The sequence below is a fragment of the Planococcus sp. SE5232 genome (assembly GCF_050686535.1).
Taxonomy (GTDB): domain Bacteria; phylum Bacillota; class Bacilli; order Bacillales_A; family Planococcaceae; genus Planococcus.
Window position 1 is genome coordinate 1,022,684 of sequence record NZ_JBOGCP010000001.1, and the last position, 26,742, is coordinate 1,049,425.

Genomic DNA, 26,742 nt, shown 5'->3' on the forward strand with positions numbered 1-26,742 from the left:
CATCTGATGATTTCTTGGTAATGAAGAAATAGCTTGAATCATAGTCCCGACTTCTTCATAATTAGATAGGAAAATAGTCATGAACCAATGAAATCGAGGAGTGCAGGGAAATGAAAAAAAGGATAAAGACGTTAGGCATCATTCTTGGCATTGTGGTGTTGTTGGCAGCAGGTGCTTATTATTTCATCGCGCAGAATTCCTCAGGTGCAGGGGAAATCTCGGAAGTGGCCGACAAAATCGAGGAACTTGAAGGAAAAGAAGTGGAAGCCGAAAAGGCGAAAACTGAAGAAGACGAGCCAGATATGAAAGAAGTCAGGCTGCAAATCAATCTGCACCAGATGACGCACCAGAAAATCATCGCCGACAAAAAGAAAGGCGCCATCGAGATGACGACTGCCAATATCGAGGACTTGTTGACGATCGTCGAGGCCAACAAGGACCATTACGAGCACAGTGATTTTTACGAAATGACTTTAACCGCTTGGAAACAAGGCGATTTCTCCAATGCTGTCGATGTCCACAACACCATTTGGAATTGGCATGGAGGTACGGTCGGAAGAGCCACTGGCTTGATGAGCGCCGAGCAGGAGCAGGCGTTTGTGGAAAAGCATTATAGGTAGTAGGGATTGTCAACGTCTATGGAGAACGATTTACAGGCAAAGTGAAAGAGGCTGTCTGAGGACAGCCTCTTTCCTATAGAATGATTCCATTCACCCTCTAGCCGACTTGTAATTATTATACTCTGGCACCACGGAGCGGTCCACATACAGATGGAAGAACCATTCACCGGCTGAAATGACCAACGCAGCAACAAGAGCCGGCGTCACCATTTCGAAATTTTGTCCCGTCAGCAGCCAGCCGATCAGCCAAATGACCAGGAACGCCGTGACGAAATCGACAAAAGTCGCTACGGTATTACGCGTCGACTGATTTTCCGGACTGCCGGCGTTCAGGAAAATAATGATGTCGCCCATCGCATAGGACAACGCCGTCAGCGCCAGGCTGATCAGCAACGTATCAACGAACGGCACATCGAAAATCCATGTGAGGACAATTAAAAGGACAATGGCCACCATCACAAATTTGATCGCAAGTGCAAGAAGATGTCTCAACGGCTTTCCCTCCTCCAATAAATTCTAGTTATCAAGAATTTACCCGTTTTCACGGGGAGTATGCCAAAATGTGAAAATAACAGGGAAAGCCGCCTCTTCGATTGGAAGAGGCGGCTTCTGATGTTATTACCGTACATTCATTTCATTCGGATGGGCGCCTTTGCGGCGGTCTTTGTTGAGCTCGTCGATTTCATTCATCTCGGATTCCGTCAATTCGAAATCGAAAACATTGAAGTTCTCCTCGATGCGTGACGGCGTCACTGATTTCGGAATTACAATCGTACCGTTCTGCAGATGCCAGCGCAGCACAACCTGAGCCGGCGATTTGCCTTTGGCATCAGCGATTTTCTGGATGTTCTCATCCTTCAGCACATCGCCGCCTTGGTCAAGGGGACTCCAGGCTTCTACGAAAATGTCATGCTTGGCGCAGAATTCCTTCAATTCATTTTGTGCAAGGTAGGGATGGCATTCGACCTGGTTCAGGACTGGGGGAATGTCGCATTCCGCAAGCAAACGCTCCAAATGCTCGACTTCGAAATTGCAGACGCCGATCGCTTTGACGCGGCCGTCTTTATACAATTGCTCCAACGCTTTATAGGTATCGATATAATTATCGAATTCCGGAGTCGGCCAGTGGATGAGGTATAGATCGACGTAATCGAGGCCGAGGCGCTCGAGGCTTTCCTCAAAAGCGCGCAAGGTATTGCCATAGCCTTGGTCGCTGTTCCACACTTTGGTCGTGATGAACAGCTCTTCACGCGGCACGGAAGTTTCCTTCAACGCTTTGCCGACGCCTTTTTCATTTTGGTAGATCATCGCGGTATCAATCGATTTATAGCCCGTCTCGAGCGCTTTCGCCACAGCAGCCGTCGCCTGATCGTCTTCAACCTGCCAGACACCAAAGCCCAGCTGCGGCATTTTAATTCCGTTGTTCAGTGTAATAAAATCCATTATGCATTTCTCCTTTTGTGTTGTTCTGTTTAGAGTAAATGTTTACCCAGTATTTCGCAACTCTAAGCATTTAGTTGAAGGAATCTGTGGAAGGCCGTCGAAATAGGTTTGAGAGAGGAGATGAAAGCCATGAGTATGCAGAAAATTGTCGAAGCGGATTTGGTGCGCGACGAGTACGGCAACTATTACAAAGTGGTCGGCACCCATATGGAAGAGGACAAGCTGACAGGCATCGAAGTGTCGAACCTGTATTTCGAAAAATCCTTCGAGGCCGGCAGCGATAGCCTCGATGACAGCTATAAAGACAAGCCGTTTGGCGTCTACATTCAGGACCAGGTGAATGCTTACATCGAAGCCATCCAGGAAAACGAACGCCCGATCTACGGCATCCGCGACTTGATGGTCAACCGCGTCAACGTATTCGCGGTCGACATCACTCAGCCGCATCCAAAGCGCAACTTATAATAGAAGTAATTAAAACCATCGCCAAGCTCTTATATGCTTGGCGATGGCTTTTTTGTGGATTGGAAAGTATTTATGGACGATTGGAAAGTATTCTGCCAAAAACAGAAAGTATTTATGCCTAATTAGAAAGTATCCGAGTCAAATCAGAAAGTATAACCATTTAATTGGAATAAATCATCGCAACCAACAACTATCTCATGGAGATACAAGCTAACATGCACAATATACAGTCCAACTGGCATCAAATACAGTCCAACCGAAGTATAATACTGTCCAAACTCCCAAAATACAAGCCACAAACCAATACGGACGCCTCAAGAGCGGAAAGCGCAGGCTTGCGCTTTCCCATGGCTTCGCCATCCAGCGCTCTTCAGGGATGATTATTTCCACCGGCAGCGGGTAAAGTATAGCAACAACAGTTCAGGAGGGATCCATCATGAGTAGAGGCGATGAACACAAACGAAATCCAGAACATAGCGGGGACCACGATGAGTCGACGCTCGATAAAGTCGTCAAGAAGACAAGCGAGATGTTGAGCGGCAGCGATGAAGGCTGGGAATCTGCCGGCAAAGGCGACGTACGTGAAACTGCAGGTGACGACTTCCAGAACGCACCCGACGAAGGTGCAGGGGATGTCCCGACCGATGACAAAATCATCCGCGATCCAAAAACCGGCGAAGAGACATTTGTGAAGAATGACAATAAAAAATGGTCACGTTAAGCGGCACAACTCCCAGCCCATTCCATCACTTGGAATGGGTTTTCTGCGCGCAATTGTGATAAACTTTTTCTAAAGGAAATTAATAGAATATTAAATTTTTAATTGAAAAATATAGTTTATTTAGTGGAAGGGGATGGCCGGGCATGGTCAATCAATTGGAGCGGATTCAGCAGGAAGCATTAGCGCGGTATTTGGCATTCGAGGAGGAGCGCAGAGTGGCAAAACAGACGGCGACTTCGAAGGAACGATTGATGACGCGGTCGAGCATCATCAATCACCATGACAACTTGGCGATGGAGCGGATCATCAATCAAAGTGATCTGTTTCCGATTGCGCATCTGCAGGCGGGCCTCGATGTTAGCAAAGCCGTTTGCCGCATCGCAATCCGCAGCCGTTCAGGCCAGCTGCAGAGCTACGGCACCGGATTTCTGGTGGCGCCGAACCTGCTGCTGACGAATAATCATGTGCTGGAAACGCCGGAAGCGGCGATGTACGCGGTGGCGGAGTTCAATTACGAGGATGATGTCCAGTTTATGCCGCTCGATATCATCAGCTTCCGCCTGGATCCGGAAGCGCTTTTCATCACCGACGTGGCGCTGGACTTTACGCTTGTGGCGGTGGAAGAAAACAATCAGCACGATATTCCGTTGACCGACTTCGGCTATTTGCCGCTGTTGCCAAAGCCCGGGAAAATCCTCGAAGGCGAATACGTGACCATCATCCAACATCCGAATGGCGGTCCGAAAGCCATCACCATCCGTGAAAATGAAGTCAAGTTCATCTCATCCGATTTTGTCCATTACGTCAGCGATACGGAACCGGGTTCATCGGGCTCGCCAGTCTTCAATGACCAGTGGGTGGTCGTCGCGCTGCATCATGCGGGTGTTCCGGATCCGAAAGACCCTGCCCGCTGGATTGCCAATGAAGGCATCCGGATCAGTTCGATCATCCATCACCTCAGTGAAGCGCGCAGCGGTTTGGAAGACGACCGTTCACGTCAACTGCTGGATCAATTGCTGGCCGTCGTCATGCCGGGTTCAATAGCGGAGCCGATGGAAGTGGGAATCCTGGAAGCGGATTGGTACGCGGACGCTTCCGGCTACGACCCTGCATTTCTGGGCGCCGGGTTCGAAGTGCCATTGCCGGTTCTCGGAACGGCTTTAATGGACGACGCTGCCCAGACGAGCGACGGCAAAACCGTCCTGGATTATACCCACTTCTCGATTGCCATGAGCAAGTCGCGCCGGCTTGCGTTCTACACGGCGGTCAATATCGACGGCAATCAGCTGGTCGATGTCAAACGCGGCAACGACCGCTGGTATTTTGATCCGCGGATTGACGAAGCCTACCAGATCGGACCGGAATTTTATCAATCAAATGATATCGACCGCGGCCATTTGGTGCGCCGCCGCGATCCGAATTGGGGAATCGATGCGGTGAAGGCGAATGAGCATACTTTCCATTTCACCAATTGCTCGCCGCAGCATAAGAATTTCAACCAGAAGGCGTGGCTGGATCTGGAGGATTACGTATTGGACAATGCACGCGAATCCGGCATGAAGATTTCAGTATTCACAGGTCCGGTGTTCCGGGACGACGACACGAATTACCGCGACGCGCAGATTCCGGATCAGTTCTGGAAAGTGGCAGTGATGGTGAAAGACGGAACATCCCTGTCAGCTACCGCCTATCTGCAGACGCAGGAGGATTTGGTTGGCGGGAATCTGGAATTCGTCTACGGGCAATTCGGGACGTATCAGGTGCCGATTGTACAGATCGAAAAATTGACCGGGCTTGATTTCGGAAACCTTCGAGAAGCCGATCCGCTCGCAGCAGGGCAAGTCGCGCGTGTTCAGCAAAAAGAGGACATCCGGCTATGAAAACGATTCTGGAACTGGAAGGCGTCACGCGGCGAAGAGACGACAAAGTATTATTGGAGGACGTCAATTGGCAGGTCCGAAAAGGGGAGCATTGGGTGCTGTACGGCTTGAACGGTGCCGGCAAAACTTCGCTCCTGGATTTGATCAATGCGTATTTTTTCCCGACGGAAGGAAAAGTCACCGTGCTCGGCCTGGAGTTCGGCAAGACCTACCTGGCAGAAAAGTTGCGGAGCCAGATCGGCTTTGTGTCGGCGTCAGTCCAGCAGAAGTTGCCGACTTATGACAATGCCTATGAAGTGGTCCTGAGCGGAGCGTTCGCTTCACTCGGCCTGTATCAGGAAACGACCGAAGCGATCGACCAAAAAGGCGTCGAGATCCTTCGGGAACTGGGCTGCCTCGAGTACGCCAACCGGAATTACCATACCCTGTCGCAAGGCGAAAAGCAGCGCGTGCTGATCGGCCGTGCCTTGATGGCCGACCCGGAGCTGCTGATTCTGGATGAGCCGACAGCCGGACTTGATTTCATCGCCCGCGAAGAACTGCTCGAATCAATCGCCGCATCGCTCAAAAGCTGAACGGCCCGACCATCATCTACGTCACTCATCATATCGAAGAAATCTTGCCGGCGTTCAATAAAACCCTGCTCTTGAAAGCAGGCCGCGTCTTCGCTTCCGGTGACACGGCAGAGCTCATCACGAGCGAGCGGCTCACTGATTTCTTCAACATGCCGGTAAACGTCGTTTGGAGCAACGGGCGTCCATTGCTGTCGAAGGTTCGGAAAACAATAGATGGCTAAGGGCGGGGACCCAAGCGAAATCCGCTTGGGACCGAAAGTACCTAGCGGAAAGCGCAGGCCTGCGCTTTCCTGGGGTTGGGCATTCAAGGGGGGGGCGGGCTCCGGACAGTATTTACAGCGGTTTGGACTGTATATTGTCTATTCCGGATTATATATTCATTAACTAGAAGAATAGTTGATTGGCACACTGTCTTCCTTAGGGGAGATGGTGTTTTTTTATTTATTTGGAATTAAAAAACATGTAGCACCAAGCATCATGATTCTGCTAAACTTATTTAAATATTTAGAGGGGGAATCTCAATGAAGATTGAAGATGCGCTGCGTATTGGGGATCTTTCTAAAGGTAGTGTTGCAGCAGGGCAGGAGGGGTTATCTAATGAAATTCTATCGATTGAAGTAATGGAAGTGCCTGAAGTGGGTTCATGGATATCAAAGGGAATCTTGATGATGACCACTTTTTATTCTATTCGGGAAAATCCGGAAAAACAAATAGAGGTGGTGACTACATTAATCGAAAAAGAGGCTGCAGGAATTGTGGTGAAACTGGGAAGATTTGTTGAAGGTTTACCTAAGAAAATGATTGAAATAGCAAATGAACACTCTTTTCCCATCATCGTCATTCCAAAGGACGTATCCTATATCAATGTATTGACGCCTCTTTACGAACGTCTATACGAAGAAAAGAAATCGATAATGGATCAAACAGCAAATCCCTTCAGCGATTTTGAAAATAGTGATTTTTCGACAGTAGAGAATGCGTTGAATTATTTATCTGACTTAACGGATTCGGCTGTTTATATTGAGGACATTGAAGGAAAACTACTGTATGTTTCCAGCGAATTCCAATCGGATAAATGGCGTACCTCTCGACACTTATTTTCAGAACCTGAATACGAGTCGTTCAGTCAAATGTTGGAACGGTGGCGTATTGACTTCCAAACCAACAATTTCGCGGAATTTAAAATAGATGGACAAAGAAGCCGCTATATCATTCCACTTGTCTCAAAAAGCAAGGTTTTTGGAATTATTCATCTACTGCACAAAGATCAAGAAATATTCACTTTCATAACAGATAGCCACATAAGCAGTATCGGGACAGAAATGGCTGAATTGGTATTAAAAGAGCAACTTTTGCTCCAAAAAGAAAAAATGAGGGATATCGAACTCTTAAGTGAATTTTCCAGTGCTGACAGACAACTGCAAGAAGGTGAAAAAGCAATCGTCATTTATTTAAAAGCCAATACTTCAGATCTTCGGCATTATCCAAGAGTGTCTTTACTCGACTACTCCTGTATTTATCATAGAAAGCTCAGAGAATTTTCAAAGAAAATGAATGCGGTTGAATCGATAATTTTCGAGAAATATCAGCATTATTATGCCTTGGTTTTTTATAAGGATGATCATTATCAGCAGGTGATCGGGCTTTGGCGAGAGGGCATAGAAGTTTATGGTCAAAAATATCCGAAAGATCAATTTCGAATCGCTTTTAGCCAGTCTTTCGATAATCCGGCTGAACTGGATGAAAGGACACGTTCTGCTGTCAAGATAATGGAAATAGGCTTGAAAATTCGACCGGATGAATCGGTTTATTCGCATGACAAACTGGGCATCTACGATATCTTATTTGGATTGACGGAAGATTCAAAAGTCATAAATTATGCAGAAATGGTCCTTGGAGAGATAATGCAGAAGGAAAACGAATTGTATGAATCCTTAAAGATGTACCTTGATGAAAATGGGAATGTCTCGAAGACAGCGGAAAAGCTGTTTGTCCATCGCAGAACTATGACTTATCGAATTCAAAGGATTCAAGAACTTCTTATGATGGATTTGGATAATGCAGAGCATCGTTTTATTCTTCAATTCTGCATCAAAATAAAGGAACTGAAATAAAAGGTGGGGAACCACCTTTTTTTGTTTTGGAAAAAGTGAGCAACATTTCGATGATTATATTTCCCCTATCTTGCATATTCATAAGTAGATTTACTATTTATAATTTTTCGAAAGGGGTGAAGGGATGTTAGGAATTATTCGCGTGTTAACGACAGAGAATCAAGAGATCTTACAGGAACATGGAAACAAGATGGAAGAGCAGTTTGGTATCCAAACCATAACTCGATGCATCGAAAATCAGCCGAATGGAATTTTCAATGACGAATCAGAAAAATTAGCTATACCAAAGATTGTGAAGCTGGCTGAAGAAATGAATGAACAATATTCGTTGAACGCGATTACGATCAGTTGTGCTGCAGATCCGGGATTAAAGGAAACGAGGAAGCATTTAAGGCTCCCAATACTTGGCGCAGGAGCGAGTGGTGCTGAAGCAGCAGTTTCATCAGGAAATAAAGTTGCCGTCATCGGCATTACCGAAAATCCGCCAGAAGCGATTATTGAAAAATTGGGAGGTCATTATTTTTCCTATTCTTTCTCTCCAGGACTAAGAAAAACCACTGACTTATTTGAAGCTGCTGCCAAAGAGCTTTTGCTTTATGAGGCGGAGAAAGCGATTGAAAAGGGAGCGGATGTTATTTTGTTCGCTTGCACGGGTTTCTCTACTATTCGTTTAAAAACCTATTTAGTAGATCATATCGAAGTACCCATCATCGATTTGGTGGAAGCACAGGCAACTGCATACCAACCGATTGAAAGGAAGTGGAGCTTATGAATAAGAATTTTGATTTTTCCTTTATTGTATTTTCTATAATAATTGCCGCTTTTGGAGCAATTATTGGGATGCAGCTTATCACTTCATTAGGGATTACGCCCAATACTTCAATTATCGGTGCTTTAATCGCCATGATGGTAGCTCGAATTCCGATGCAGATGTTCTATAAATATCGATCTCTGGAAAATCAAAACTTAGTTCAAACGACGATTTCAGCTGCCACATTCGGCGCTGCCAACAGTTTGCTGATTCCGATCGGTTTGCCTTACGTCTTGGGGATGCCGGAATTGATGGTCCCGATGTTGATTGGGGCTGGTATCGCTTTGTTTATTGATGTCTTTATCTTATACAAAGTGTTCGATTCTAAAATCTTCGGATCCAATGAACCTTGGCCACCAGGGATCGCTACAGCTGAAGCACTAAAAGCAGGGGATGAGGGCGGTTCGAAAGCAAAATATTTAGGTCTTGGGATTTTGGGTGGTTTGGTTGGTTCTCATTTCGGAATCGCCATGTCAGCGTTTGGTGTTGCTTTTATCGGTAACATTTGGGCGTTGACGATGTTTGGAACCGGATTATTGTTAAGAGGTTATTCAGTTCCCTTATTCGGAATAGATTTGAATGAACTGTATATTCCACACGGCATGATGATTGGAGCAGGGATTGTAGCATTGCTGCAATTTGTCATGACCTTAGTAAGAGCAAATAAAGAAAAGCAAAAAAAACGTCTGGATGGCAATCACGTTTATACCCGATCTGAAAAAGAAGCGAAAAAGGGATTCGGAATCGGTTTTGTTCTTTATTTGATCGGTGCTTCTCTTGTTGCAGTAATGGGCGGAATCGTAGCAGATATGCCACTTTGGCAAACAGTTCTATTTGTATTATTTGCTGCGTTTGCAGCAATTGCCAGTGAAATCATTGTCGGGATTGCTGCAATGCACTCAGGTTGGTTTCCAGCTTTTGCCGTTACCTTGATCGCTTTGCTGATCGGGATGATGCTTGGATTCCCACCGGTCGCTTTGGCATTATTGACAGGGTTTACGGCAGCCACTGGTCCGGCATTCGCTGATTTGGGATACGATTTCAAATCGGGAGTGATTATACGGAAAGGCGCGGAAAGTGCCATGGAATTATATGGGCGCCGTCAGCAACTTAAAAGTTCCCTCATCGGGTTTGGTGTTGCAGTAGTCATGGTCAGTATTTTTGCCCAGTCTTTCTTTGAGCAGGATTTAGTGCCTCCGGTTGACCGTGTCTATGCTACGACAATTGAAGTGGGATTGACTGGAAATGTAGGAATGCTGCTATTGTTATGGGCTATTCCTGGAGCAATCATCCAGTTGATTGGCGGTCCTCAAAGACAGATGGGAATTCTGCTCTCGACAGGGTTATTGATCCTTAATCCGATTGCCGGTTGGGCTGTTATTGCTGGGATCTTGATTCGTATTACGATTTTGAAAGTCAAAGGGCCGGAAGCAGAAAATGTGATGTATACAACTGCTGCCGGGTTTATCGCTGGTGATGCGATCTATAGCTTCTTTACATCAATCTGGAAAGCACGATAAGGAGGAACACCAATGGCAAATAGGATATTGACGATAGAAGATGCGGTAAATGCCGTTTACGGGGGCTGTATTCTAGGTGGCGGAGGTGGAGGTTGGATTCAGGACGGGCTTGAAAAAGCAGAACGCGTTTTTGAAATAGCTTCCCCCGAACTCATAACAATTGATGAACTGGCTGACCACGAATTTGTAGCTTGTGTTTCATTGGTCGGTGCACCTTCCGCTAAAGAGCAATATGTGGATGCTGAACAAATGATCAGTACAGTCGTGAGAATGCAACATGAATTCAGCCAACCGTTAAGAGCGCTTATGACAAATGAAAACGGGGCTGCCACTACGGTGAATGGCTGGCTGCAGGCAGCAGCAGTGGGTCTGCCTATTTTGGATGCTCCATGTAATGGGAGGGCCCATCCCACGGGCTCAATGGGGTCTTTAAATTTATCTGAAGTTGAAGGATATGAATCGATTCAAACTTTTTCGGGCGGAAATCAAGGAAGGAAAGTTGATGGAGTGGTGCGGGCTTCGCTGGATCTATCGTCCAGCGCCATTCGTTCACTCTCGGTTCAGGCAGGAGGAATGGTCAGTGTCTGCAGAAATCCGGTTGATGTTGCCTACGCCAGAAAACATGCAGCCATTGGTGGTATTGCACAGGCAATCAGTTTAGGAGCTGCATTTATGGAAGCCTCCGAAAGTTCGGAACGAATTGAAACAGCCGCTTCCTTTTTGAAGGGCCGTATCATCCATTCAGGAAAAGTCAGTGACTTTAAGCTAAAAGCAATAGAAGGATTCGATGTAGGAATCGTTCAAATTGATGATCTGGAATTGACTTTCTGGAATGAATACATGACAGCCGAAATGAATGGTGACCGAAAAGGCACTTTTCCGGACCTCATTATGACTTTCAATGCCGATACTGGAATGCCGGTTGTCAGCGCAGAAATTGAAGTAGGCCACAATATTGCCGTTATTTCTGTCCCGAAAGAAAACCTGAAGCTCAGTTCTACAATGTCCAACGAAAAATTATTGAAAACAATCGAGCCGATTATCGGAAAAAATATTATCTAAGGGAGCGGAAACCTATATGTCTTTAAAATACACAATGGAAGTTTTGGAATTGATGGACGATGCGAATGCCAGTGGAAAAGTTGTAACTGATCTTTTCGAAGGATTCGACCATGTAACGGCAAGCTATAAAACAGTTTCAGGAGATAAAGGAGAGACCGATTTCGTCAAAATTCTCATCAAAGGAGCCAATGGTAAATCTGTTGGCGGACAGGCACCGACTTTTGGAATTGTCGGGCGCTTAGGCGGTTTGGGGGCACGCCCTTCAAGAATCGGTTTTGTATCCGATGGTGATGGAGCAGTTGCTGCAGTAACTGCTGCGCTGAAGCTGGCTAATATGTCCATTCGTGGCGACAGGCTGCCAGGTGATGTCTATATCACAACGCATATTTGCCCGCACGCGCCGACGCAAGCGCATGAACCGGTGGATTTCATGGGCTCTCCGGTAGACATCTTAAGCATGAACCAACATGAAGTGCTTCCCGAAATGGAGGCAATTATATCAATCGACACTACAAAAGGAAATAAAGTCATCAATCACCGAGGCATTGCATTGTCGCCAACAGTTAAATCTGGCTATATCTTAAAATTCAATAATGATTTGCTGCGGATCATGGAAATGACGACTGGGGAATTACCGGTGACATTTACCGTTACGACACAGGATATTACACCTTATGGAAATTCAGTTTACCATATCAACAGTATCCTGCAGCCATCTGTAGCAACCCAAGCACCAGTCGTGGGATTGGCCATAACTGCGAAATCAGCAGTGCCGGGATCCGGGACAGGGGCAACGCATGAAGTGGATATTGCCCAAGCAGTTCGCTTCAGCATAGAGGCAGCAAAAGAATTTACGCAAGGCCAATTCGATTTTTATGATAAAGAGGAGTACATGCATTTAGAAAACTTATATGGCTCGATGCGTCATCTTCAAACATACGGTGCGGAATAATGGAGACTCCAAAAGTTGGGGTCTTAACGATCGGACAATCGCCAAGGTCTGATGTCACGCCATCCATCCAACAGATTCTTGGAGATGAGGTGACAATCATCGAAGCAGGCGGGTTAGATGGCATCAGCGACATGGATATGAGCTCGATTCGTCCAAGTGCCTCGGATACGACTTATATCTCCAAATTACGGAATGGATTATCAGTCAAGATCGGAAAGTCCAAATTGCTGCCTTTATTGCAGGCGGAACTTACTGAACTTGAAAAACAGACTTCTGTCATCATTATGCTGTGTACAGGAGATTTCCCGACTCTTAGATATCAAAAACCTATACTGTATCCCGATAAGGTGTTAAACCATATAGTCCAAGCTTTGATGGACAAGGGAAGTCTGGGTATTATTATTCCGCTGGAAGAGCAGCGCTACAGTTTAACAAAAAAATGGGATCAGTCCAACCTTGAATTGCTGGTGGAAGTGGCTTCTCCCTACGAATCCAGCGATATCGCCGGAGCCGCAAAAAGTTTGAAAGAGCGTGGGGCTTCAATGATTGTCATGGATTGCATGGGGTATAACGAAATCCATAAAAAAGAGGCAGTTCAAGCAACCGGATTGCCTGTCCTCCTTCCGAGGACTCTAGTGGCAAGAATCGTAGCAGAGTATCTATAAGTAAAGATCCGGAAATGCGGATCTTTTTTTTCAGTAGGGAGCAGTGCTATGCAAATATTAGTTTTACTGAGCCTTAGTTTATTGTGGGGATCTACATTCTATTTAACCAAAATGCTATTGCCAGATTTTCATCCGGTATCCATCGTTTTTTTTCGCTGTTTATTAGGCGGCATCGCTTTATTGCCTTTCTTTCTATGGAAGAAGAAAAAGGCGGATTTTGCGAATTTGCCTTTACTCATATCGATAGCATTGATAAGTGCCGGCATTCCCTGGACGTTGATGAGCATCAGTATGGGTGGGCTTGATACCACTGTCAGTTCAGTCCTGAATGCAACAGGTCCTATTTTTGGAATTCTACTGAGCAGTATTGTATTTAAGATTACAGTGACCAGACAAGAGGTAATCAGTGTCATAATCGGGTTTACCGGAATCGCCATTGCTTTTGCCTTGGGATCAAAAGAGGCAAACGACTTCCAAGTATCCAGTGCGATGTTGCTGTTATTCTCAGTCAATATGTATGCTTTATCTGCTGTTCTGGCAGGCAAATATTTAAAGGGCAGCTCAATATTTACGATTTCCTTTGCGACGATGGTAGTAGGAACCATCTTCTCAAGTTTTTTCATGATGTCAATCGAGCCGATGAGTTATAAAGGTTTGTTTGTTCTGGAAAATTTATGGGTATTCATAGTCCTCGGTGTATTCAATTCAGGATTAGGGAATGTCTTGTTTTATTATTTAGTGAAAAAAGGCGGAGCGGTTTTTGCTTTATTGATTACCTACTTAATGCCTTTTACTACACTATTTTTAGGTGTATTTTTGTTGAATGAACCACTGGGATCCGGCACATTAATCGCTTTATTTTTTGTGTTGGGCGGGCTGTACCTATCTAAAAGGAGGAAGAAAATGTGAGCGATTTCAATCAGGTTGTATCTGCTTTAATGAAAAAGAATTTCTCATTGGATAAATCCAGCACTGTATTAGTTTTAACGGATATCAGTACAAAATCCTTAGGAAGTAAGTTTACTAATGCATTGGCTGCAGATGAGTGGAAAGTTGATATGCATGTTATGGAAGATCGGGCGAAATCCGGAGAAGAGCCTTCTAAAGAGGCTGCCGAACTAATGGAGAATTATGAAATTGTTTTTTGTCTCACAAAATATTCATTGACCCATACCGTTGCCAGAAAAGATGCAAATGCCAAAGGAATCAGTGTGATTACCATGCCTGGCATTACAGAAGACATGTTTTTAAATGGAGCAATGACTGCAGACTACGATCAGGTAGAAAAAGAGACGATTGAAATGACTGAAAAACTAACCCGAGCCAAAAGCGTTGTTATTCGGACTGGAAAAGGGCTGGAGTTGAAGATTGAAATAGATGGCAGAAACGGTGTGCCGAGTACAGGGATTTTCCGCACTAAAGGTGCTTCTGGAAACTTGCCATCCGGAGAAGCTTATATAGCTCCGGTAGAGGGAGAGTCTGAAGGACAAATTGAAATTAATGGCTCAATCGCAGGCATCGGATTACTGGAAAATCCAGTGATGCTTGCTATAAGTCAAGGGCGTGTGGTTGAAGCTTCAGGATCTGAGGGTTTAAGGTTATTGGAAATGCTGGGTGAAAATGACGGGCGATTTTTGTGTGAACTCGGCATCGGCACGAATTATGCAGCGCGTGTCACCGGAAACATCTTAGAAGACGAAAAAGCCTATAACACAATTCACGTGGCGTTCGGATCAAACCATACATTTGGCGGTGCCATTAAAACAAATGTTCATATCGACTGTGTTACAAAAAAACCGAAAATAGAATGGGTGTATTAAAGGTATTATTTCGATTTTGTATGCAATGAAGTCCGAAAAGGAAAACAATAGATGGATAAGGGCGGGGACCCAAGCGAAATCCGCTTGGGACCGAAAGTACCTAGCGGAAAGCGCAGGTCTGCGCTTTCCTGGGGTTGGGCATCTAAGGGGTTTTTAAGAACCGCCGGTATTGTGCTCCGTTTGGACAGTATTCTAGTTGGGCGGACAGTATTTGTTCCTGATTGGACTGTAGGGTGCCTATCTTGGACTGTATATCCAATTAACTGGAAGAAATCCAGCTGAAAAATGCCATATTGTCCCGATGAACCCTGCTCGACAAGACACCTTCTTGCCGACCAGGGTTTTATTCTGCTGAAAAATCTTTCCATAAATATCTGAACTATCTGTTAATTGTGATAAACTGGCGGTAGACAACTCAGATTCTCACACCTTACCAAACTATTCGAATGGGAGGAATTGCGATGGCAGAGGGAATTCACAGGATTTTAGAGGCACGGGGGATTCAAGTACCGGAGGCGCATCAGGATATGCTGGCGCAGCAGATGCAGGCGGTGCAGCAATTGCGCGATACAGTGGACAATTCGCAGCTGAAGGACTTTGATATGGCGCTGACGCATGTGCCGGGAGGTGAGCGGCCATGAATGAAGAATTAGCGGCACAATCGATCGGGGAACTGGCGCCGAAGTTGCGCGACAAACAGGTGTCACCCGTTGAACTGACTGAAGCGGTGTTGGCGAATGTCGATGCCTATAACAGCGATGTCAATGCATTTATTCGCGTGCAGAAAGAACAGGCACTGGAGTCGGCGAGACAGGCGGAGCAGGAGATCCAAAGCGGCAATTACCGCGGCTTCCTGCACGGCATTCCGATGGCGTTGAAGGATATTTTGTATTTCAAGGATGAGCCGACGACGATGGGCTCGAAAATCCACGAAGGGTTTATTGCTGACTTTGACGCGACAGTCGTGTCGAAGCTGAAGCTGTCGGGCGTGACCTTCCACGGCAAACTCAATATGCACGAGTATGCCTGGGGCGCGACGACCACCAATCCGCATTACGGCGCCTGTAAGAATCCGTGGGACCTCAGCAAGATTCCAGGCGGCTCGAGCGGCGGGTCGGGTGCTGCGGTGGCGGCGAACATGTCGATCGCTTCGCTCGGTACGGATACTGGGGGTTCGATCCGGATTCCGGCGTCGAGCTGCGGCATCATCGGCCTGAAGCCGACGCATGGCCGCATCAGCAAATACGACTGTTTTCCGCTGTCGTGGAGTCTCGACCATATCGGGCCGATGACGAAAACCGTTTTTGATGCCGCGCTGCTTTTGGAAGTGCTTGGCGGCTACGACCCGAAAGATCCGACTTCCGTCGACCAGCCGACGCGAAATTATTCCGGAGGGTTAAATGAAGACGTCAAAGGGCTGGTCATCGGCATTGAGGAAGGCTATTTCTTCAAGAATGTCGATAACCGTGTCAATGAAGCTGTGCAAAATGCGCTGCAGCAGCTGGAGAAGCTGGGTGCGCGGATTGAGCCGATCCGGATTCCGTCGCTTGCAATGGCCGAATTTGCGGAGCTCGTCACCATCACAACTGAAGCGAGCGCCGTCCACCACGACAATCTGGTGAAGCAGCCGGAGAAATTCGGAGAAGATGTCCGCTTTTTACTGGAGGTGGGCGAGTTGATGTCGGGCGTCGATTACGTGCAGGCTCAGCAGATCCGCCGTAAGCTGGATCTCGATTTTGCAGCGGCATTTGAAAAAGTGGACGTGCTCATTTCCCCGACCTTGCCGTTCCTGTCACCGCCGATCGGCGACAGCACCGTCGACATCAACGGCCAGGCCCTGAGCTTTTTGGACGAAGTCATCCGCTTTACCGGACCTGGAAATCTCACCGGCCTGCCCGCACTCAGCATCCCGTGCGGCGTCCGCGATGGATTGCCGGTCGGTTTGCAGATCATGGGTCCTGCGTTCCAGGAGGAAAAGGTCCTCAACGTCGCCTATGCGATCGAAAAGCTCGAACTGATGAAAGGCCAGAAGCCAAGTTTGAAAGTGCTTGGCTAGTACGACTCATTGCGCATGGAATACAATCCACTGCGCGCCAAATACGATCCATAAGGGCTGGAATGCGATTCACTACGAATAAAATGTGTTCCGCAGCACAATAAATACGATTCTGAAGCGGAAAGCGCAGGTTTGCGCTTTCCTGGGTTTGGGCGGCTAAGGATTTATTTGTTTTGGAAAGTAATTTGCTCCCAATAGAAAGTATTTAGGCTGGATCAGAAAGTAACTGCAGCAAAAGGGAAAGTATTTAACCGAATATAGAAAGTATATCCATCTAACTGGAAAAATAACGTTATTTCTACTCTAAAAACAAGAGAAAAAGGTGATGACAAGTGGCCAAGACACATAAATTCCCCGAAGACCGCGTCCATTACACGTGGGACAAAGATCCGCAGCCGGTGCTGACGATCGACAGCGGGGACCAGGTGGATTTCTCCACCCGGGAAGTGGCGGACAACCAATTCAATAAGGATTCCACGACCGACGACATCGCCACGCTCGACTGGGCGAAAGTCTACCCTCTCGCAGGACCGGTCGAGATCCGGGGGGCGGAACCGGGCGACACGCTGGAAGTGGAAATCCTCGATTTGACGCCAGGAAGCTGGGGGTGGATGGCGATTTTGCCGGGACTGGGCTTGCTGCCCGAAGAGTTTCCGGATGCTTACTTGAGGACTTTCGATTTAAGTGACGGCGAATTTATCCATTTCAGCGACAGCATCAAAGTGCCGATCACCCCGTTTCTTGGTACGATGGGTGTTGGTCCGTCTAACGCCGAAGGGCAGGCCATCATGCCGCCCGGAACGTTCGGCGGCAATATGGATACGCGGCAATTGACCGTCGGCACGAAGCTGTATTTGCCGGTGCAGGTGGCGGGTGCCATGTTCAGCTGTGGAGATGCCCATGCCGCACAAGGCGACGGCGAAGTTTGCGTGACCGCACTCGAATGCCCGATGCAGGCATCGTTGAGATTCCGCCTCCTCAAAGGCAAGACGATTCCAGCGCCGCAGTTCCAGACAGCCGGCGCACTGACGCCGAAAGTCGACCATAAAGGCTTTTACGGAACGACCGGTGTCGGCCCCGACTTGATGGAAGCCGCCCGCGATTCCATCCGTGCGATGGTGGACCACATCTCCGGGAACTACGGGCTCGAGCCGAAGGATGCTTATCTGTTGTCCAGCCTGTGCGTTGATCTCAAAATCTCCGAAATCGTCGATGCGGGCCAGTATATTGTGAGTGCAGTTTTGCCGCTTGCCGTGTTCCAGGAAGATGTTTAGATGAAGAGACGCTGCCGAATCGGGCGGCGTTTTTATTTTTGTCCACTCTTAATATAAATTATCTCAATTGTCTGTATTCTTTGTGGGTAGAATGATAAAATAGCATCAGGTTCGCAAGCAGTAAAAAACGCTACTGAATCAGAAAGCCTTTGGATGAAAGTTTGGCGTTCCAAGAAAGAGGATGAGTGTCCTATTTTCTCCGGAAATTTCACTGAACCGGCATTCCGCGGTTATTTTTCATTTTGCAGGGATAAATTGTTTTTTTATGACGAGGTGCGGTTGCCCCCATTTGAGGTGCGTTCACGCCCTCCCCACTTAAAATTTGATGGTTGAAAGGAGATCCGAGATGAAGGAAATCGGCGGATATTTTGGAATGGAAGAGTTGGCTCATAAAGAATTTCACAGCGATTTGATCGCACTCAATACGGGCAGAAATGCTTTGCTGTATCTGCTGAAGGCACGCCGCATAACGAAGTTGTACATTCCCTATTACTTGTGCGACTCAGTCAGCCAATTGCTGGAAAAGCATGGCTATGAATTCGAGTATTATCATGTGGATCAAGAGTTTCAGCCGATTCTCGATGTAAAGCTGAAGCCGGGGGAATATTTGTACATAGTTAATTTTTACGGACAAATCTCAGAGGAAAAAACGCGTGCGCTGAAGCAGCATTATGGCCAGGTGATTCTGGATCATAGTCAGGCTTTTTTCCAGAAGCCGCTGCCTGGCATCGACACAATCTACTCTTGCCGCAAGTTTTTTGGTGTGCCGGATGGGGCGTATTTGGCGACCGATGCCATTCTGCACGAAGAACTCGAACAGGACCTATCCCAAGGGCGCATGAAGCATATACTCGGCCGTTACGAAAGGACGGGCAGTGAGCATTATACCGATTTTCAGGATAATGATGACGTCCTCGGGGAAACGCCTCTTCGGGCAATGTCCAAAGTGACGCACAATTTGATGGGCGCCATCGACTACGACCGGAGCTGCCGGATCCGGAATGAAAACTATGCCTATCTGGAAAACCAGCTGGATGGGGAGAATTCCCTGAAACTCGTCATGCCGGATGGCGCTTTCGCCTACCCGTTGCTGGTGGAAGACGGCATACCAATCAGAAACCGGCTGGCGGAGCATAAAATCTACATTCCGCTCTTATGGCCAAATGTCCTCGACGACTGTCCGGAAGACAGCATCGAATACCAGTACGCGGCGAATATCCTGCCTTTGCCCTGTGACCAGCGTTATGGGGTGGGGGATATGGCCTATTTGGTGGAAATGGTTAAAAAACAATTGAGTTATAACAGTTAGAGAGAAGAAGCGAAAAGGCTTCTTCTCTTTTTAATGTCAGCTGGAGCCGGACCATATCTCTTTATTCATTGGAATTTAAAGGATTTTGAAATCGTTGTGGCGAATGATTCCGGATAGAAAATAAAAAGGGAGTGTTTTCAATGGCAGAAGAAAACAAGATTCAGCCCGGTTCCATCATTTCCTCAGATCTGACTGTCCATCATGCAGAGGGGGTCCGCGATTTCTACAAAGCGGTCGTCGGCTGGCAGCACAGTGATTTTCCGATGGGCGAATATGCCGACTACATGATGAACACACCTGATGGCAACCCGGCAGCCGGCATTTGCCATCAGGCCGGAGTCAACGAAGGCTTACCGCCGCTGTGGATCGTCTATTTCGCCGTCGCCGATTTGAAGCAAAGCATCGAAATGTGCCAGGATCGCGGCGGCATCGTACACCGCCAACCGGACGGCGCCATCACGTCCGGCAGCTACGCCATCATCGAATACCCGGCCGGCGCTTTCTGCGGCTTGAGCCAAATCTGAGATAGATGGACAAAAGAAAAAGCGGAAAGCGCAAGCCTGCGCTTTCCAATCTTTTGGGCATCCAACGATTTTCGGGCTTTACGGAGAGAGGCGCTGATCCAATCGAAATAAGCACTCCTGTCTTGAGTGGTTTTTCCTATAGCACCAGCATTCATCTCCAAGCCAGCAAATTTCGTTCATCAACAGCATTTTCAAGCTTGCAGAGCCCACAGGTTCATCATGGTCAAGAATCGATTCCCTGAATGTGAACGTTCATTATCTTTATTTAAATTTCGTATTACAAAGTACTTATAATTTTTCCGGTTTATGGTATGATGCAGAATAGATCAGCTATACGGAAACGATATGAATATATTAATTCACTCGACAATTTTTGAGGGTTGTCCGGTCGATTCTGTACGAAATGTCTATTATCAGCCGATCAGGATCTAACAACATTCATCAATTGGAGGTTTTATTATGTACACAATAGGATTTGTCATCAGTCATAAAAACAATGAAAAAAGAAGAGCGCTTCTGCCGAAGGACATGCCGAACATCAAGAACATCAAGCAGTTGTTCTTTGAAGTCGGCTATGGTGAGGCCCTTGGTTTTTCCGATGCCGAATATGAGGTTTCCGGCGCTCAATTCGTCTCGCGCGAAAGAGTATTGCAATGTGACGCCATTGTCGATGTAAAATTGGGCAATGCGGATTATTTCGATCAATTGGCGCCTGGAAAACTCTTGATTGGTTGGGCTCATGCAGTTCAGGATATCGCGTTCACAGACTCGGTGCTTGCAGGAGACCACACTGTGGTTGCCTGGGAGGAAATGTTTGAAGACGGCCGTTACATCTTCTACCGCAACCGTGAAGTTGCCGGGGAAGCGGCGATTCTGCAAGCTTATCAATATTGCGGCAAAATGCCATACGAAACGAAAGTGGCGGTTCTTGGAAATGGCCACACGACCAAAGGCGTATTGCGCATCCTTCACGGCTTAGGTGCTGATGTGGATGTCTATGGACGCAAGCTGGAATCGCTGTTCATCAAGAATATGGGCAATTATGACGTTCTCGTCAACTGCGTCATGTGGGACACGACACGCACCGACCGCATCATCTACAAAGAAGATTTGAAACGCCTGAAAAAAGGCGCGATGATCGTCGATGTCAGCTGCGACCCGAACATGGAGATCGAAACGTCCCGTCCGTCGACCATCGATGATCCCGTCTATACAGTGGATGGCATCATCCATTACACAGTGGACAACACGCCGGCGATGTTCCCGCACACGGTCACGAAAGTGCTGAGCGAAGGATTCTCGCCGATGGTCGATAATTTTGTCGAAGGCAATTGGACCGACCTGATCCGCGATTCTGTGGTCATTGAAAACGGGCACATCATCGATCACCACATCAAGGAATTCAGAGAAGCCAGAAACCTATTGGTGAAATAATCAACTAAAGAGCCTCCTCCGACGAAATCATTGATTTCACTGGGGGAGGCTCTTTTTAGTGGATGCTTACTGCTTAATCAGTTCCATCGCCAAATAGACTTTAAACTTATCGAACAGGTAAGCTTGCCCTTTTGTATTGGGGTGCATTTCGTTCTGCATCAAATGGGTCTGAGCGATGTTCTTGGCGTGGACATCTCCAGCCATCACTTCGTAGAAGTCGAAAAGATGAACATTATCTGCAGCTGCCAATTTGCGGGTTTCCTGAATATACTTCATCATTTCTCTATTTTTAATGTAGGAAAGTGTCGGATTCGGTGTCCGGATCAGCACCTCCGTTTCGCCGGAAGCGGTAATTTCTTCGACGATTCCTTGATAGTCTTTCGCATACTCCTCGACAGGAATCTTCCAGCCGCCAAGCGCGTCATTCAATCCGGCGGAAATCACCACCAAATCAGGGGAGTGGTTCAGGACGTCGCTGGCCACCCGGTCCTTCATATGAGAAATGGTGTTGGCGTTCATGCCGGAATTGATGACCGTCACCTGGTCCGGGTACTTATTGTCGAACCAGTCACTCAGCAAGGACACGTGATTGGGATTGCCATCTGGCAACGAATCGGGGGACGTAACATAGTCGCCAAGAAAGACAATGGTTACCGGAGTGCCCGCTGCGAGTTTTTCAGAAAAGTTGGCAGGTGCAGGTTCATCGGCAGCTTCTGCCCGGGAGCTCTCGGTTCCAGGCAGCAAGGCCGTTTCTTCCGACAGTTCAATCGTTTCAAAGTTCTTTTCGCCCATGATGATAATCAGGATAAGTGCTACAAATAATATGTAGATCAGTTTCTTCAGCATCATACTACCTACCTTTCATTTTAAAAGTAATTACATTTTACCACAAAGAAAAGCTAATTTATCTAAAATTTCAGAATTTTAATGAGTATTCAGACTCAAATTTAAAATGGAGCTAGTTATCCGGTTTCACCGTGGTAACATAGGGGAATAATATAATGATTGTATAACGGTCAATGGAAATAGAGGGGGCGCCCGAAATGAAGAGAATAGGAGAGAAATTGAAGAGTCTGAGGGAAGAAAAACACTTGAGTGTAGATGAGTTGGCCTTGGAATTAGGCTTTGCGAAAACGGTGATTTGGGGGTACGAAAGCGGCAAAAAGCAAGTAAGCATTTCTCATTTGGAGTTGCTGGCCGATTACTATAAAGTATCTATAGACTTTTTGCTGGAGCGTGACCAGATCTCCAACAAACTCGATCTTCAGCAAGTTGCCGATTTGTCGTCCATCAATCTGGTGGTGGATGACCAGCTGGTAAACCAAGAGGAGTTGGCAGAATTGACATCCTATCTGCAGGTCAAACGCCGCCTGAAAGAAGAGGAAGAAGAACAGCTAAAGAAGCGGACCGCTAAATAAGAGCAGGTCCACCGGCACGTTTTCATTTCCAGCTGAACGGTGAACTGAATAAACGAGCAGCGGGCAGCCCAGTAAACCACTGGGCTGCCTGTTTTTTATGACGTTTCAGAAACGAAGCTCCATCTTGGCTGCTGGACCTAATACCCGAGCTCTGTTTAAAAGCCCCTGTTTAAGGGAAATCTTTGACTTTATGGAAGTCAATTGTTGGAGGGGATCGGCATGTCGGCAGCAATCGTGACGATTTTGTTGTGCATCGGATATTTGGTATTCACGATTGATAAAAAGCAAGAGAATTTTCCTGTACCGGTCGTTCTTGTCCTGATCGGCATCGGGTTATCGTTCATTCCATCTTTTAATGATATTGAAGTGACGGAGACATTGATCTACGATGTCTTTCTGCCTGGCTTATTGTTTGTTTCTGCGTATCAGTTTTCGACGGATGCTTTGCGCAGGAATTCCGCCATCATTGGCTTGCTGAGTACGGTCGGGCTAGGACTGGCGGTTGTGCTTGTCGGACTGGCCGTCTATTGGATCGGCGGCTGGTTCTTTTCTGTTTCCCTGGCAGGGGCACTGGTGATTGCGGCGATTTTGGCGCCGACCGATCCGGCTTCGGTGGTCTCGATTTTAAAGAAGTCCTCACCTGACAAAAGCATTGCTGATATCGTTGATGGGGAATCCATGATCAATGACGGAACCAGCATCGTCCTGTTCACTGTTTTGGCAGGCATGTACCTTGATTCGCATTCACTTGATGTACTTTCCATTTTAGGGGAGTTCGTCTATGTCTCAGCAGGTGGCGTGATACTGGGGCTTGCGGTCGGATGGCTATTGAGCAAGGCTGTCCATATCACCCATCACCGGGATTACCAGGTCATGCTCAGCATCGTCCTGGCATACGGTGCCTTTCAGCTGGCTGAAAGCCTCGGCTTTTCGGGTGTTCTGGCGACCGTATCGGCGGGAGTTATGCTATCCTGGGAATTTTCCCATACCAATAAAGAAGACCATTACCGTGAGTCGCTGTCCGGATTCTGGAGCGTCGTTGAACCTTCGCTGCTGGCATTGCTGTTTTTGCTGATTGGCATTGAAGCAACGGAACATCTGGCATGGGGAAATTGGGGTCTGGCACTCGCCGTTTTATTCGCCAGCATCGCCATCCGGTTCCTCATTGTCGGAGGCACGTTCAAATTGGTGGCTAGAGGAAGGCAGTCTGAGGACGTATGGAAAAAGTCGCTGCTCATCGCCTGGTCCGGTATCCGCGGGTCGATGTCCGTGTTCCTGTTGCTGCAGCTGGGAGCGATGGCGCAGGAAGGAGCGGCTGATGAACTGATTTCGCTGAGCTTTTCCGTGGTCATCCTGTCACTCATCATTCAAAGTCTCGGAATCCATCCTTTGTCGAAACTGCTGGACAGCAACTAAAACAGCCCTTGCCTGGAAGTCATACTTCAGGCAAGGGCTGTTAGGCTATACTTTCAAGTATAGTTGTTCGATCATTTCAGGGAGCAGGGGCTTCTGGAAATAATACCCCTGAGCCTGGTTGCAATCTTTGGTTTTCAGGAATGCCAGCTGTTCGCTGGTTTCTACACCTTCCGCGATGACATTCAACTTCAGATTGTGGGCCATTTGAATGATGGTGTCGACCAGTGCTGCATCTTTCGGGTCGTTATGGATATTGCGCGTAAAATGCTGATCGATTTTCAGCGTATCAACAGGAAACAGTTTCAAGTAGCTCAGTGAAGAATAGCCAGTGCCGAAATCATCGATGGATAGATGGATGCCCATAGCCTTCAATTCCTGCATTTTTGAAATTGCGGATTTCGCACCTTGAATGATGCTTTCGGTCAATTCCAGCTCAAGAAATTCAGGAGCCAGGCCTGCATCGTCCAATGCGGAAGTCACTACTGCTGCGATATTGCCGTGTGAAAATTGCTTGGCCGAAATGTTGACAGCGACCCGGAACGGATCCAATCCAGCGTCCTGCCAGTCTTTGTTCTGCTGACAGGCAGTCCGGAGAACAAATTCGCCGATATAAAGAATCATGCCATTCTCTTCTGCGATGGGAATGAATTCAGCAGGGGAGATCTGACCGAATGTGGGGTGATACCACCGGACCAGCGCTTCAACCCCAATGATTTTTTCGGTTTTGATATCGATCTGCGGCTGGTAATGAACCGTAAATTCACCAAGCTCCAAGCCTTTGCGAATGCTCATGGCGATTTTTGACTTCCTGGAAATCAAGTCGTTCATTTCGGAAGTGAAAAATTGGAAATTGTTTTTGCCTTCTTCTTTGACGCGGTACATAGCGATGTCGGCATTTTTTACCAGCGCTTCCGGGTCTTTGCCGTCTGCCGGGAAAAGACTCGCACCGATTGATGGGGTAGTGAAAACGGTTTCGTTATTCAGTAGGAAAGGTTCGTTTAAGACTTTCAGTATTTTCTGTGCGGTAGCTTGCGCCTGTGTATAGTCAGCGTTTGGCAGCAGCACAATGAATTCATCGCCGCCAAGACGGGCTAAGGTATCCGCTTTGTGGAGGCAGGAATTGATGCGTTCCGCCACTTCCACCAACAGCTGATCGCCGGTTTGATGGCCATATGTATCATTGACCAGCTTGAACTGGTCAAGGTCCAGATAAAGGACTGTCAGAACAGCAGCGTTTTCTGATGCCTGAGCAATTGAAGATTCAAGCCGGTCGTTGAACAAGCGCCGGTTTGGAAGCCCTGTCAGCGAATCGAGGTAAACGAGGTTGCTGATTTTTTCTTCAGTTGCTTTGCGGTCAGTAATGTCACGGATGATGAGGCTGTAATAATCGCCTTTAGCCGTATGCCATGTTCCTGTTGATAGTTCAACGGGAAACGGATTTCCATTCTTTTTCAAGCCGGTCAGCTCAATGGTTTTGCCAACTGTGTCAATGTGTTCGTGTTGCCGTGCGTCTTGATGGGGCCTTAGGAAAATCAGGCGCACATCCTGTTGGATAATGTCATCTTTGGTATAGCCGAAAAGATGATGTGCGCCATTATTCCATTGCATGACAATCCCTTTGGCATCGGTGACCACGATTCCATCTTTAGCGGATTCGATGACCGACAGAAACTGGCGGCCGTATTCATCAGACAGGGATTTCACTTTCGTTTCGCTGCGGATGCTCAGGATGGCAATCATCAGCATCAGGACCATGCCGATGCCGACATTATAAGCGATATAATTATTGTTCATCGAATTGGCAGCCACTGGCATATGGTGGGCGGCAGGTTCAAAACGTGCAGCAACCATGCCGATGTAATGCATACCGGCTACACCAGTGGCAATCAATGCCGCACTGACAATCTTTAACCCAAAGAAACCATGGCGGTTCCGTGAATAAAACAGCAAGAACATGGCCAAAAGAGAAGAAGCTAAAGCGACAACCACGGATAAGATCCACAACAAGGGATCGTATTGGACAGTGGCCTGCAGCTGCATGGCCGCCATCCCGATATAATGCATGGCGATAATACCTGTCGTAATAAGCACGGCACCAGCCAGAACTTCGGTTTTTAGGACCTGTGGCTTACTGGTGATGGCGAAAGCAATTCCGCTCGCGAATAAGGCGGGCAGTATCGAAGCGATGACAAGCGGGGTATTATAACTTACTTCCATGGATAAATGAGAAGCGAGCATCCCGATAAAATGCATCGACCAAATACCGAGCCCCATGATGAGGGCACCGAGCATAATCCACTTGACCCGTGCGATTCCAACTGTGGTAAACAGCATTCCGCTGATGTTTAAAGCAATGTAAGCCGAAATGAAAGCAACTGCAATAGAAAGGAAGATTAAAGCGGGATCATAGGATAATGGTATGGCATTCATCTGGTTCACACTTCCTTTCGATAATCTATTGGAAATAGGGAATTATACATGATAATTAGAAAATATTTAATATAATTACGGACCAATGGTACATATATTTTAGCATCTTAATAGAAGTTTGTTTGTAATTTTAAATTTCTGATAATAAATCTGAATCCAGCCTCTTGTCCTACTATTTCATTGCTTACGTCCGGTAATTTTTGAATATGAAAGAGAAATTTTTTCAAATATTA

The 26,742-nt window shown here is 47.0% G+C and carries 24 protein-coding genes and 1 pseudogene; 21 read left to right on the forward strand and 4 right to left on the reverse strand.

Annotated features, from left to right (window positions below; all coding sequences use genetic code 11):
- Positions 1 to 110 precede the first annotated feature (110 nt).
- Positions 111 to 620: a DUF6241 domain-containing protein gene (locus tag ACRC6Q_RS04750; RefSeq protein WP_431465944.1), complete on the forward strand. Its 510-nt coding sequence runs from the start codon at positions 111 to 113 to the stop codon at positions 618 to 620.
- 90 nt (positions 621 to 710) lie between these two features.
- Here the strand turns inward: ACRC6Q_RS04750 and ACRC6Q_RS04755 are convergent, their stop codons facing one another.
- On the reverse strand, positions 711 to 1,112 hold the full coding sequence (locus tag ACRC6Q_RS04755; protein ID WP_431465945.1) for a DUF2512 family protein: 402 nt from the start codon (positions 1,110 to 1,112) through the stop codon (positions 711 to 713).
- 126 nt (positions 1,113 to 1,238) lie between these two features.
- Positions 1,239 to 2,063 carry an aldo/keto reductase gene (locus tag ACRC6Q_RS04760; protein ID WP_431465946.1) on the reverse strand — a complete coding sequence of 275 codons (825 nt, stop codon included), beginning with the start codon at positions 2,061 to 2,063 and terminating at the stop codon, positions 1,239 to 1,241.
- Between the two features lie 129 nt (positions 2,064 to 2,192).
- On the opposite strand from ACRC6Q_RS04760, the gene ACRC6Q_RS04765 reads away from it, so the two are divergent.
- From ACRC6Q_RS04765 to ACRC6Q_RS04850, 18 genes and pseudogenes are all read left to right on the forward strand, one after another.
- Positions 2,193 to 2,528 (forward strand): hypothetical protein, encoded by a 336-nt coding sequence (locus ACRC6Q_RS04765; RefSeq protein ID WP_431465947.1) that lies wholly within the window; start codon positions 2,193 to 2,195, stop codon positions 2,526 to 2,528.
- Between the two features lie 436 nt (positions 2,529 to 2,964).
- Positions 2,965 to 3,249 carry a hypothetical protein gene (locus ACRC6Q_RS04770; protein ID WP_223634501.1) on the forward strand — a complete coding sequence of 95 codons (285 nt, stop codon included), beginning with the start codon at positions 2,965 to 2,967 and terminating at the stop codon, positions 3,247 to 3,249.
- 143 nt (positions 3,250 to 3,392) lie between these two features.
- Positions 3,393 to 5,129 (forward strand): DNA/RNA non-specific endonuclease, encoded by a 1,737-nt coding sequence (locus tag ACRC6Q_RS04775; RefSeq protein ID WP_431465948.1) that lies wholly within the window; start codon positions 3,393 to 3,395, stop codon positions 5,127 to 5,129.
- A pseudogene (locus tag ACRC6Q_RS04780) lies at positions 5,126 to 5,925 on the forward strand (ABC transporter ATP-binding protein). Before ACRC6Q_RS04775 ends, ACRC6Q_RS04780 begins: the two are co-directional and overlap by 4 nt.
- Positions 5,926 to 6,225: 300 nt before the next feature.
- Positions 6,226 to 7,818, forward strand: coding sequence for a PucR family transcriptional regulator (locus tag ACRC6Q_RS04785; protein ID WP_431465949.1), 1,593 nt, complete (start codon positions 6,226 to 6,228; stop codon positions 7,816 to 7,818).
- A 124-nt stretch (positions 7,819 to 7,942) separates the two neighbouring features.
- On the forward strand, positions 7,943 to 8,590 hold the full coding sequence (locus ACRC6Q_RS04790) for an aspartate/glutamate racemase family protein (protein ID WP_431465950.1): 648 nt from the start codon (positions 7,943 to 7,945) through the stop codon (positions 8,588 to 8,590).
- On the forward strand, positions 8,587 to 10,149 hold the full coding sequence (locus tag ACRC6Q_RS04795) for an OPT/YSL family transporter (RefSeq protein ID WP_431465951.1): 1,563 nt from the start codon (positions 8,587 to 8,589) through the stop codon (positions 10,147 to 10,149). The genes ACRC6Q_RS04790 and ACRC6Q_RS04795 overlap by 4 nt, the downstream gene beginning before the upstream one ends.
- Positions 10,150 to 10,161: 12 nt before the next feature.
- On the forward strand, positions 10,162 to 11,211 hold the full coding sequence (locus ACRC6Q_RS04800; RefSeq protein WP_431465952.1) for a DUF917 domain-containing protein: 1,050 nt from the start codon (positions 10,162 to 10,164) through the stop codon (positions 11,209 to 11,211).
- A gap of 16 nt (positions 11,212 to 11,227) precedes the next feature.
- Positions 11,228 to 12,163, forward strand: a complete 936-nt coding sequence (locus ACRC6Q_RS04805; protein WP_431465953.1) for a DUF1177 domain-containing protein — start codon at positions 11,228 to 11,230, stop codon at positions 12,161 to 12,163.
- Complete coding sequence (locus ACRC6Q_RS04810) at positions 12,163 to 12,828, forward strand: AroM family protein (RefSeq protein ID WP_431465954.1); 666 nt, start codon at positions 12,163 to 12,165, stop codon at positions 12,826 to 12,828. The genes ACRC6Q_RS04805 and ACRC6Q_RS04810 overlap by 1 nt, the downstream gene beginning before the upstream one ends.
- 48 nt (positions 12,829 to 12,876) lie before the next feature.
- On the forward strand, positions 12,877 to 13,737 hold the full coding sequence (locus tag ACRC6Q_RS04815; RefSeq protein ID WP_431465955.1) for a DMT family transporter: 861 nt from the start codon (positions 12,877 to 12,879) through the stop codon (positions 13,735 to 13,737).
- The gene (locus tag ACRC6Q_RS04820; protein WP_431465956.1) at positions 13,734 to 14,648 is read left to right on the forward strand and encodes an aminopeptidase; all 915 of its coding nucleotides are present in this window, start codon (positions 13,734 to 13,736) and stop codon (positions 14,646 to 14,648) included. The genes ACRC6Q_RS04815 and ACRC6Q_RS04820 overlap by 4 nt, the downstream gene beginning before the upstream one ends.
- 461 nt (positions 14,649 to 15,109) lie before the next feature.
- Positions 15,110 to 15,289 carry a hypothetical protein gene (locus tag ACRC6Q_RS04825; protein WP_431465957.1) on the forward strand — a complete coding sequence of 60 codons (180 nt, stop codon included), beginning with the start codon at positions 15,110 to 15,112 and terminating at the stop codon, positions 15,287 to 15,289.
- Entirely contained in the window at positions 15,286 to 16,704 is a 1,419-nt protein-coding gene (locus tag ACRC6Q_RS04830; protein WP_431465958.1) for an amidase, read from the forward strand. Before ACRC6Q_RS04825 ends, ACRC6Q_RS04830 begins: the two co-directional genes overlap by 4 nt.
- Positions 16,705 to 17,036: 332 nt before the next feature.
- Positions 17,037 to 17,978 (forward strand): acetamidase/formamidase family protein, encoded by a 942-nt coding sequence (locus tag ACRC6Q_RS04835; RefSeq protein WP_431465959.1) that lies wholly within the window; start codon positions 17,037 to 17,039, stop codon positions 17,976 to 17,978.
- Between the two features lie 346 nt (positions 17,979 to 18,324).
- Complete coding sequence (locus ACRC6Q_RS04840; protein WP_431465960.1) at positions 18,325 to 19,287, forward strand: hypothetical protein; 963 nt, start codon at positions 18,325 to 18,327, stop codon at positions 19,285 to 19,287.
- 140 nt (positions 19,288 to 19,427) lie between these two features.
- Positions 19,428 to 19,811 carry a VOC family protein gene (locus tag ACRC6Q_RS04845; RefSeq protein WP_223634893.1) on the forward strand — a complete coding sequence of 128 codons (384 nt, stop codon included), beginning with the start codon at positions 19,428 to 19,430 and terminating at the stop codon, positions 19,809 to 19,811.
- A gap of 459 nt (positions 19,812 to 20,270) precedes the next feature.
- Complete coding sequence (locus ACRC6Q_RS04850) at positions 20,271 to 21,245, forward strand: N(5)-(carboxyethyl)ornithine synthase (RefSeq protein ID WP_223634480.1); 975 nt, start codon at positions 20,271 to 20,273, stop codon at positions 21,243 to 21,245.
- A gap of 66 nt (positions 21,246 to 21,311) precedes the next feature.
- Here the strand turns inward: ACRC6Q_RS04850 and ACRC6Q_RS04855 are convergent, their stop codons facing one another.
- Complete coding sequence (locus ACRC6Q_RS04855) at positions 21,312 to 22,091, reverse strand: SGNH/GDSL hydrolase family protein (protein WP_431465961.1); 780 nt, start codon at positions 22,089 to 22,091, stop codon at positions 21,312 to 21,314.
- A 197-nt stretch (positions 22,092 to 22,288) separates the two neighbouring features.
- Here ACRC6Q_RS04855 and ACRC6Q_RS04860 point away from each other — a divergent pair, with 197 nt between their 5' ends.
- Together ACRC6Q_RS04860 and ACRC6Q_RS04865 are read left to right on the forward strand one after the other, a co-directional pair.
- Positions 22,289 to 22,663, forward strand: coding sequence for a helix-turn-helix domain-containing protein (locus ACRC6Q_RS04860; protein WP_223634473.1), 375 nt, complete (start codon positions 22,289 to 22,291; stop codon positions 22,661 to 22,663).
- A gap of 219 nt (positions 22,664 to 22,882) precedes the next feature.
- Positions 22,883 to 24,079: a cation:proton antiporter gene (locus ACRC6Q_RS04865; RefSeq protein WP_431465962.1), complete on the forward strand. Its 1,197-nt coding sequence runs from the start codon at positions 22,883 to 22,885 to the stop codon at positions 24,077 to 24,079.
- Between the two features lie 45 nt (positions 24,080 to 24,124).
- Here the strand turns inward: ACRC6Q_RS04865 and ACRC6Q_RS04870 are convergent, their stop codons facing one another.
- Positions 24,125 to 26,509 (reverse strand): EAL domain-containing protein, encoded by a 2,385-nt coding sequence (locus tag ACRC6Q_RS04870; protein WP_431465963.1) that lies wholly within the window; start codon positions 26,507 to 26,509, stop codon positions 24,125 to 24,127.
- Between the last annotated feature and the right edge of the window lie 233 nt (positions 26,510 to 26,742).